The sequence below is a fragment of the Nostoc sp. NMS9 genome (assembly GCF_017114995.1).
GTDB lineage: Bacteria > Cyanobacteriota > Cyanobacteriia > Cyanobacteriales > Nostocaceae > Nostoc.
Genome location: NZ_JABXKL010000045.1, coordinates 23,654 through 32,491 on the forward strand (window position 1 = coordinate 23,654; position 8,838 = coordinate 32,491).

Below are 8,838 nucleotides of genomic sequence, written 5' to 3' on the forward strand. Positions count from 1 at the left end.
TAATATAAGGATTTATTAAGGTTTAATGTTGGTGATCGCGCAAGATTAGGGATTGGGGATTGGGGATTGGGAAGAGACAAGCAAGAAACTTGTCCCCTGCTCCCCTGCTCCCATGCTCCCCTGCTCCCCTGCTAGGAGAGGTTAGAATTTGGTCTAATCAACCTAAAAATGAGGTAATGAATCTAAATTTCTAATTATCTTTGCCATTACTCGGAAAATTTAACAACTGATCGTCATTGACCCAAATTGCTTGTTGAGGCACAGAGATGGAAATTCCAGCTTCATCTAGGGCAACTTTTAGGCGGCGGCGAAGTTCTCGTGCGACATCCCATTGTTTGAGGGGCTGTGTTTTAATCCAGACACGAATAATCAAACCGCGATCGCCAAATTGATCTATTCCCAAAACTTGCGGCGGTTCCAAAATTTGACTCTGCCATTGCATTTCTTGATTCATCTTATCAGCAATAGTTGCAATCAACTTCAAAGCCTCTTCTGTATCGGCTTGGTAGGCGATGGGAATTGTTAAATCGGCTCGTGACCAACGACTAGAAAGATTGGCAACAACTTTAATTTCACCATTGGGAATTGTGATCAAACGCCCTTCGGAATCCCGCACTTGGGTCATCCGCAGATTCAGATTTTCTACTAAGCCTCCCACATCTCCCACAGTAATCACATCGCCTAAAGCATACTGGTCTTCTAGAATGATCAAAAAACCGTTAATCGCATCTTTAATTAAGTTTTGCGACGCCAAAGATAATGCAACACCAACTAAACTAGCACCCGCTAGCAAGGGAACGATATCTATCCCCAAGGATACCAGCGCTAGCAAGAAACCTACTCCTACCCATATAGCAGTAGTGATACTTTTAGTGACACCAGAAAATGTGGAAACTCGTAGTTGCAGCCGTGCAGAACTTTCTGGAGTGAGGAAAGCACCACTGCTAATCAGAGTGGAGGCGAAGCGGTCAATTAGGGCATAGGTCAAACGGATTGCTACATAGGTTGCCAAGCATACGACACCTAATCGCAAAGGAAATTGGGCGGCTATGAGAATTGCTACCTGAAAACCTCGTGTATAGGGAAATAAACCCAAAATAAAGAAGCTTCCACCTCCCCAAATTCCGGCTTGACTGAGCTGAAACAATCGTCTCTTGGCTTCTTGGAGATGTTGCTGTTGTCGTTGATTTAGTTGTGTTGTAATTGCTTGATCTGCTGGTTTTGGGTAGTTGAAGAGTTCCCTTTGGGGTTGGCAGGCAATGGAGTTTTCTAAATCCTTTTGGGAACGCCGCTGCCAACTATATACCCCCCAACTCATAATAATCATTGCCAGTCCGGTACCAGCAGCAATTTTACCTTGGTCGATTAGAGATTGAGTTTGCCTTTCTTGCTTTGCTTGTTGCAAGTCTTCTTGTAACGATTCTTTGACTTGATTTGCCGATGTCGATACATCTACCTGTCGCAGTCCCGCATCTTCAGAAGTAACGGTCATCAGATATTGACCGTTGACATAAATTACTGGTAATTCGTTGACTTTGCGAACTTCTACCTTGACTGGTGTTTTTGCTGGTGATTGAAAGTAATTTTGACCAATTTTCTCCAACTTCTTTTGAATATCTTCTGAACGCTCAGGAAAGTTGGTTCTTGTTGCCGCTATTTGAAATAACCGACGACCATCTAAATAAATCCAGCCCGAAACAACTCTGTTATCTGAATCATTACTAATACTGCTGGGAGCTTGCAGTTGCGGTAACAAAGGCATCTGGGCTGTGGCTTTTGGCACAGATACAACGCCTATGGCCATTGAACTGGCGATCGCCAAAAATTGAAAGCGCACTCAAACACCTCCTTGAGTAAAATCTACTGGTGACTACTTCTATAGCTATCCTCCGCAATAACTTTGGGTAGATGTACCTATCTAAAGTTGAGGTTTTCCCTTTAGACGATGAAATTTTCATGTTTTTTTGTTTGTCTTCTATCTTTAGAGAGATGACAAGGTGCTGAAAATCAGCAGGTAAGGCTGATCGGAGTCTTACTCTTACCAAAGATAAAACAAAAAGGAAGAAGCTGGGGAGGAAGTTGACATTGTGCCGATCAAACGTCAAGCTAGTCCTGAGGACTATTCACTAGTGATTTGCTAAATACAAGCAAAAATCACCAGTTGTACAATAACCTAGTAGAGTGCGTAAACTTTACGTAGCTTTTTTAATTTTTTGAGGTAATTTTGATGACCGCAACTTCTCCCCGATTAAAGCACGAGGTTAAAGACCTCGGCCTAGCTGCCTTGGGAAGACAGCGCATTGAATGGGCTGGACGCGAAATGCCAGTTTTGCGGCAAATTCGCGATCGCTTTGCTATCGAAAAGCCCTTCGCTGGTTTACGCCTTGTAGCTTGTGCCCACATTACAACAGAAACAGCACATTTGGCGATCGCTCTGAAAGCCGGTGGTGCAGACGCGCTTTTAATTGCTAGCAATCCCTTATCAACCCAAGATGACGTAGCCGCTAGTCTCGTCCTCGATCATGAAATTCCTGTCTTTGCTCAAAAAGGCGAAGATAACGAAACTTATAACCGCCACGTCCAAATAGCTTTAGATCATCGCCCCAACATTATTGTTGATGACGGTAGCGATGTGGTTGCAACTTTGGTACAACAACGCCAACACCAAATCGCTGATTTGATTGGTAGCACCGAAGAAACCACAACTGGGATCGTGCGGTTACGCGCCATGTTTAGAGAAGGCGTTCTCACCTTCCCCGCAGTCAACGTTAACGACGCCGACACCAAGCACTTCTTTGATAATCGCTATGGTACTGGGCAATCAACCCTAGATGGCATTATCCGCGCCACCAATATTTTGTTGGCTGGTAAAAACATTGTCGTCGTCGGTTATGGCTGGTGTGGTAAAGGTACAGCCCTCCGCGCCCGTGGGATGGGTGCTAACGTCATCGTCACCGAAATCGACCCCATCAAGGCAATTGAAGCCGTAATGGATGGCTTCCGCGTTCTGCCAATGGCTGAAGCTGCACCCCAAGGTGATATTTTTATCACTGTGACTGGTAACAAGCACGTCGTTCGTGGTGAACACTTCGATGTGATGAAAGATGGTGCGATCGTTTGTAACTCCGGTCACTTTGACTTGGAACTTGATTTGAAATACTTGGCTGCACAAGCTAAGGAAATCAAAGAAGTTCGTCCTTTCACTGAAGAGTATAAGTTGAAAAATGGTAAATCAGTTGTCGTTCTCGGACAAGGACGCTTGATTAACCTAGCTGCGGCTGAAGGACACCCCAGCGCGGTAATGGATATGAGTTTTGCCAACCAAGCTTTGGCTTGTGAATTCCTGGTGAAGAATAAGGGTAAGTTGCAACCTGGTTTGCACTCAATTCCCGTTGAAGTCGATCAAGAAATTGCTCGGTTGAAATTGCAGGCTATTGGTATCACGATTGATAGCCTAACACCCGACCAAATTGAGTACATCAATTCTTGGACTTCAGGAACTTGATACATTGATTAATTGATTAATTGATTTTTTGGGGATAGGCTTTAGGCTTATCCCTTTTTTGTGGGTTTCGCGCCGCGCGTACTGCAAGCAAAATCCGCAGTTTAAATACCATTCAGTTAAGGTTTTTTGATAAAAATTCTAGATCGCAAAAATGCGATAAATTGCCGTATATACGAAAGACTGATTATTGTAGAGACGGCGATTCATCGCGTCTCTTACCTTAACCGAACTTTTGCAAAATATCTAACGCCGATAATTTATATCAGAAATTAACTAAGAAAATTTATGCAAAAAATTTATATTTATGTACAGCAGGGCAATATGGCAGGAGTCGCACGTAAACTAGCCAATGGTGTTGATATTGATTGCGTAGAAAAGCATTCCCTGCAAACACCATTAATGTATGCGGTTAGTACCCCTACAGTAGGTATGGATATGATTCACTTCCTATTGGAACATGGCGCGAATGTGAATGCCGTTGTACAGGAAAACACTGTACTTGGGTTGGCTGTACAGTCAGGAAATCTAGATAAAATTCAATTGATTCTAGATGCTGGAGCAGATATTAATTATCAAAGCCCAGACGGATATGATGTCTTAATTAATGCTATGCATGGTCGAGATATCTTGCAGGATCAAAACTTAATATCAACTTTAGATTTACTCATCTCTAGAGGTGCTGCTGTCAATGGCATTAGTCGCTATGGTGAATCTGCAATCAAAGTAGCTGCTCATATTGGGAGATTTGATGCTGTCAAATTATTATTGAACGCGGGTGCTAATCCAGAGCAACTGGGATGGACAGAATTAATCCACGCTATAGTTTTTGGGAGCTTAGAGCAAGTAAAGTTGTTGCTAGAGCAAGGAGCAGATCGAGATGTGCGTGATTGTTGGTATAGAACCCCTTGGTTATTGAGTATTCAAATGGGTGAACTACCTAAAGCTAAATTACTCCTAGCTGCGGGAGCAAATCACAACGATGCGGGAAACTGCGGAAAAACGCCGTTAATGTATGCGATAGAAGATAATAGGCTGGAAGTTCTAAAGTGGCTAATTGCAGAGGGATTGGATATTGAAGCCACTGATGATTTTGGTAACACTGCGTTAATAATTGCAGCAGAGTATAGTGCTACTGATTGCGTTAGAGTTTTACTAGAAGCTGGTGCAAACCCCAGCAGAATCAATCATTGCAATGACAAAGCTATTAAGATAGCGACAAAGAAAGAAATCGTCAAAATGTTAATTGCAGCTGGTGAAGATGTGAGCGATATTAACAATGATATGCGGCGATCGCTCACCGGAATTGCCAACAGCAAATTCTCACTATCAGAATTATCTCCAGAGCAATATTTTGCTGGCAAACATCCACGTTTTGGCAAAACCAATCCAGAATTGATGAAAATACCTTTTTGGCAGGTGATGATTTATGAAGGTTGTTCTGCTTATGACGCACAAAATACTTTTAAAGATACAGAAAATCGGCAATATAAAGTATGGTGCTATGACCGATTTGGCAGAACCATTACACAATTACCAGATGGCAGAATTGTAGAAATTGCTGGTGAACATGAAGACTACTATGACTCTAATTTTTGTATATATAACGATGTTGTAGTTTATCAAGGTGATGGTAACTTTCAGATTTTTGGTTATCCCCAAGATGTTTTTGAACCAACTGATTTCCATTCAGCTACATTAGTTGGAGAATACATATATATCATTGGCAGTTTAGGATATTGCGGTACAAGAATCTATAATGAAACCCCAGTTTATAGATTACATATCCACACATTTGAAATAGAACAAATAAAAACAAATGGTGAGAAGCCAGGATGGATTAGTCATCAGAAAGCTTACTACAAAGAACCAGATAAAATTTATATTACTGGTGGTAAATTGTGTGTAATTGGTAATGAAGGATCGGAAGATTATATAGATAACTCTGTAGATTACATCTTAGATTTAATCAACTTAACTTGGAGTCGCGCTACTGTTTAAATATACAGCAGATTGCAACTTCTCTACGAGAGGCTACGCCAAGGTGAGGTACAGATAATCTTAAAGGCACAACATGTTCATTTATCTAAGTCCTGCTGAAATGTAATTCCTTCGCTACAGCAATAAAGTAGTTCAGGTGTCGTAGTCCCATGTTTTTGATACTTTATAAGTTTCAATTTTAAATAAATATATATTGGACATCTCAAAAAAGGCTACATATCATACTCGTACAGAGATTTGATTGAGGCCAGAGCAATGAGTGAAAAAACAACGTCAGAGAATTTCAGAAGTAAAGTTGTCACACAAGGGGTGCAGCGATCGCCAAATCGCGCTATGCTGCGTGCAGTAGGTTTTCAAGATGAAGACTTTAAGAAACCAATTGTCGGTGTGGCTAATGCCTACAGCACCATCACTCCCTGTAACATGGGGATTAATCAACTAGCACTCATAGCTGAAGCTGGAATTAAACTAGCTGGGGCAATGCCGCAAATGTTCGGCACAATTACTGTTAGTGATGCAATTTCGATGGGAACTGAGGGGATGAAATATTCCCTGGTGTCACGAGAAGTGATTGCTGACTCCATTGAAACCGTCTGTAATGGTCAAAGTATGGATGGTGTCATTGCCATCGGTGGCTGTGATAAAAATATGCCAGGGGCAATGATTGCAATGGCAAGGATGAATATCCCGGCTATCTTTGTTTACGGTGGGACAATTAAGCCCGGACACTTGAAGGGCCGCGACTTGACTGTTGTGAGTTCCTTTGAGGCTGTGGGTGAATACAGTGCTGGTAAAATTGACGACATCGAACTGATGGAAGTAGAACGCCGTGCTTGTCCTGGTGCTGGTTCTTGCGGTGGGATGTTCACAGCCAATACTATGTCCTCGGCCTTTGAAGCGATGGGCATGAGTTTACCCTATTCTTCCACAATGACGGCAGAAGATGATGAAAAAGCCGATAGCACCGAAGAATCAGCCAAGGTATTAGTAGAAGCAATTCGTAATCAACTGTTACCCCGGCACATTATCACGCGCAAATCTATAGAAAATGCTATTTCTGTAATTATGGCTGTGGGTGGTTCAACTAACGCCGTGTTACATTTTCTGGCGATCGCTCGTGCGGCTGGTGTAGAACTTAATCTAGATGATTTTGAAACTATCCGTGGTCGTGTCCCTGTTTTATGTGATTTAAAACCCAGTGGTAGATATGTCGCCACAGACTTACATCAAGCTGGTGGTATTCCCCAAGTGATGAAAATGCTATTGGTGCATGGATTACTTCACGGTGACTGTATTACCATCGCAGGTAAAACCATCGGCGAAATTTTAGCAAATGTCCCCGATGAACCACCCACCAATCAAGATGTGATTCGTCCTTGGAATAGCCCGATGTATGCCCAAGGTCACTTAGCCATCCTGAAAGGGAATCTCGCTACAGAGGGAGCAGTAGCAAAAATCACCGGGATAAAAAATCCCGGCATTACCGGCTCTGCACGGGTTTTTGATTCCGAGGAAGAATGCTTAGATGCCATCCTTGCAGGTAAGATTAAAGCCGGTGATGTAATTATCATCCGCTACGAAGGCCCTATTGGCGGCCCTGGGATGCGGGAAATGTTAGCACCCACCTCAGCAATTATTGGTGCGGGTTTAGGTGATGCAGTCGGGTTAATTACTGATGGACGCTTTTCAGGCGGTACTTACGGGATGGTAGTCGGACACGTTGCTCCCGAAGCCGCCATTGGTGGTGCGATCGCTCTGGTCGAAGAAGGTGATAGCATCACTATCGATGCTAATTCTCGCTTGTTACAAATCAACATTTCTGATGCAGAATTAGCTAGTCGCCGCGCTAAATGGCAACCCCGTCCACCCCGTTATACAAAAGGCATCTTAGCAAAATATGCTAAGTTAGTTTCCTCTAGTAGTGTTGGTGCTGTCACAGACTTGGATTTATTTCATGAGTAGGGAGTAAGGGTAGAGACGCAATATATCGCGTCTCTCTACAAGAGTATGGAAAGACGACTTTCTGGCATTGGCTGTGAAACGAATGTCACTAAGATAAGGCAGGAGGCAGAAGGTAAAGAAAGTAAAATGCAAGGGAAAGCTTGTGGTCAAAGGATTTTATAACTCCTGCCTCTTGCCTCCTGCCTCCTGTCTCAAAACCCGTAACTTTGGGAGCATCCCAATTTTGCAAAAAGAGGGTGAAAAGCCGAAATTATTCGCGAGTAATACTCGCCAAGCAAGGGGGAAACTGTACAGCAACACAAGAATTCGAGAAAATCAATAGTGTTCAATCCCTAGATCAAGGCCGATGACTCCAGAAGATAAAAAACAGTTAGATGCTTACGTAAAAGCTATTGCTAAGATGAAGTGTCCCCAGTTCGTCGGAGCCTCACGAGATGATAGGTTGAAGCAATTTTGATATCAACTGTGATATCCAAGATAACTATTAGATAAAAAGTAAGAAACGTTTGCGCTGTAAAACTTCAAACTGCTTTACCATAGCGTTTTGAGTGCCATTGCTTTTCACTCCTGTAGCCCGGTCGTGGCTAGGGTTATCACTCCCGGTTCGCCCATTTTTTGAGTAGTTCTAGAGCATTTGAGGTTTTTTGTAAACGTGTACGCAAAGACTTTTCTTCTGTTTCTGCCATTGCAAAGGAACGTACTATTAATTGTCGCTCATTCCAAGTAAATTCTTGACCATTTACTTCAATTATATGAGCTACTTCCCGTTCAAATCCTTGAGCAATCTGTTTATTTTCAGCATCTGCGTAATCATAATCAATAGTCGTTAGTTGTTGTTCTCCATCCCAAACTGCTTGAAGATATTGTCCGATTTCTTCTTGTGTTATTTGTTTACCACTTAAGGGACAAAGATAAAAATCTTGACCGAGAGCAATGTGAGTGCGAGTTGCTATTGATGCCATTTTACAGTCACCAACATATAACATTCCTGCTTTTTCAAGTGTCGAACGTACTTGGTTAATTGCTGGAATATATAATGGGTCATCTGCTTTATTTCCTGGTAAGATTTCTGTTGCTATTGGCATACCTAATGGGTCTAAAGTCGCTAGCATAATTTTGACTTGTGCCAAGTCCGGTCGGTGATCTTTACTATGACCCAATTTAAATAGCCCTTCTGAGTTCACTCCACAGTAACTACTAGCTGTTGTACTATCTAAACGAACCTTTTCTGGATTTAAATCATAGACTTGTATCATGTTTCCAGAAAGTTCTACCTCAAATGGTTTCCAATTATCATCTTTGTTAAGATAACGTAATAGCGATTGCAAACGGTCGTCTGTAAGGTCTAATTCTCCTAACTTTTCCCCAACAAA

4 protein-coding genes and 1 pseudogene are annotated in these 8,838 nt (G+C 42.3%); 3 read left to right on the plus strand and 2 right to left on the minus strand.

Features of this window, described 5'->3' with window-relative positions; translation table 11 throughout:
• Positions 1-190: 190 nt before the first annotated feature.
• On the minus strand, positions 191-1,837 hold the full coding sequence (locus HWQ40_RS14705; RefSeq protein ID WP_292778895.1) for a mechanosensitive ion channel family protein: 1,647 nt from the start codon (positions 1,835-1,837) through the stop codon (positions 191-193).
• Between the two features lie 390 nt (positions 1,838-2,227).
• Between HWQ40_RS14705 and ahcY the strand changes: the two genes are divergently transcribed.
• The 3 genes from ahcY (at position 2,228) to ilvD (ending at position 7,465) form a co-directional block, all read left to right on the plus strand.
• Complete coding sequence (ahcY, locus tag HWQ40_RS14710) at positions 2,228-3,505, plus strand: adenosylhomocysteinase (protein ID WP_229559492.1); 1,278 nt, start codon at positions 2,228-2,230, stop codon at positions 3,503-3,505.
• Between the two features lie 285 nt (positions 3,506-3,790).
• Complete coding sequence (locus tag HWQ40_RS14715; protein ID WP_292778899.1) at positions 3,791-5,503, plus strand: ankyrin repeat domain-containing protein; 1,713 nt, start codon at positions 3,791-3,793, stop codon at positions 5,501-5,503.
• 255 nt (positions 5,504-5,758) lie between these two features.
• A complete protein-coding gene (ilvD, locus tag HWQ40_RS14720; protein WP_292778901.1) occupies positions 5,759-7,465 on the plus strand; it encodes a dihydroxy-acid dehydratase in 1,707 nt (568 codons plus the stop codon).
• Between the two features lie 593 nt (positions 7,466-8,058).
• On the opposite strand, the pseudogene HWQ40_RS14725 reads toward ilvD, so the two are convergent.
• Positions 8,059-8,838: pseudogene (locus HWQ40_RS14725) on the minus strand (transposase); the annotation flags it as partial.

What these genes read in the sequence shown, in the direction of transcription:
- ahcY (WP_229559492.1), top strand. Translation starts at nt 2,228, where the DNA reads ATGACCGCAACTTCTCCCCGATTAAAGCACGAGGTTAAAGACCTCGGC.
- HWQ40_RS14715 (WP_292778899.1), top strand. Translation starts at nt 3,791, where the DNA reads ATGCAAAAAATTTATATTTATGTACAGCAGGGCAATATGGCAGGAGTC.
- ilvD (WP_292778901.1), top strand. Translation starts at nt 5,759, where the DNA reads ATGAGTGAAAAAACAACGTCAGAGAATTTCAGAAGTAAAGTTGTCACA.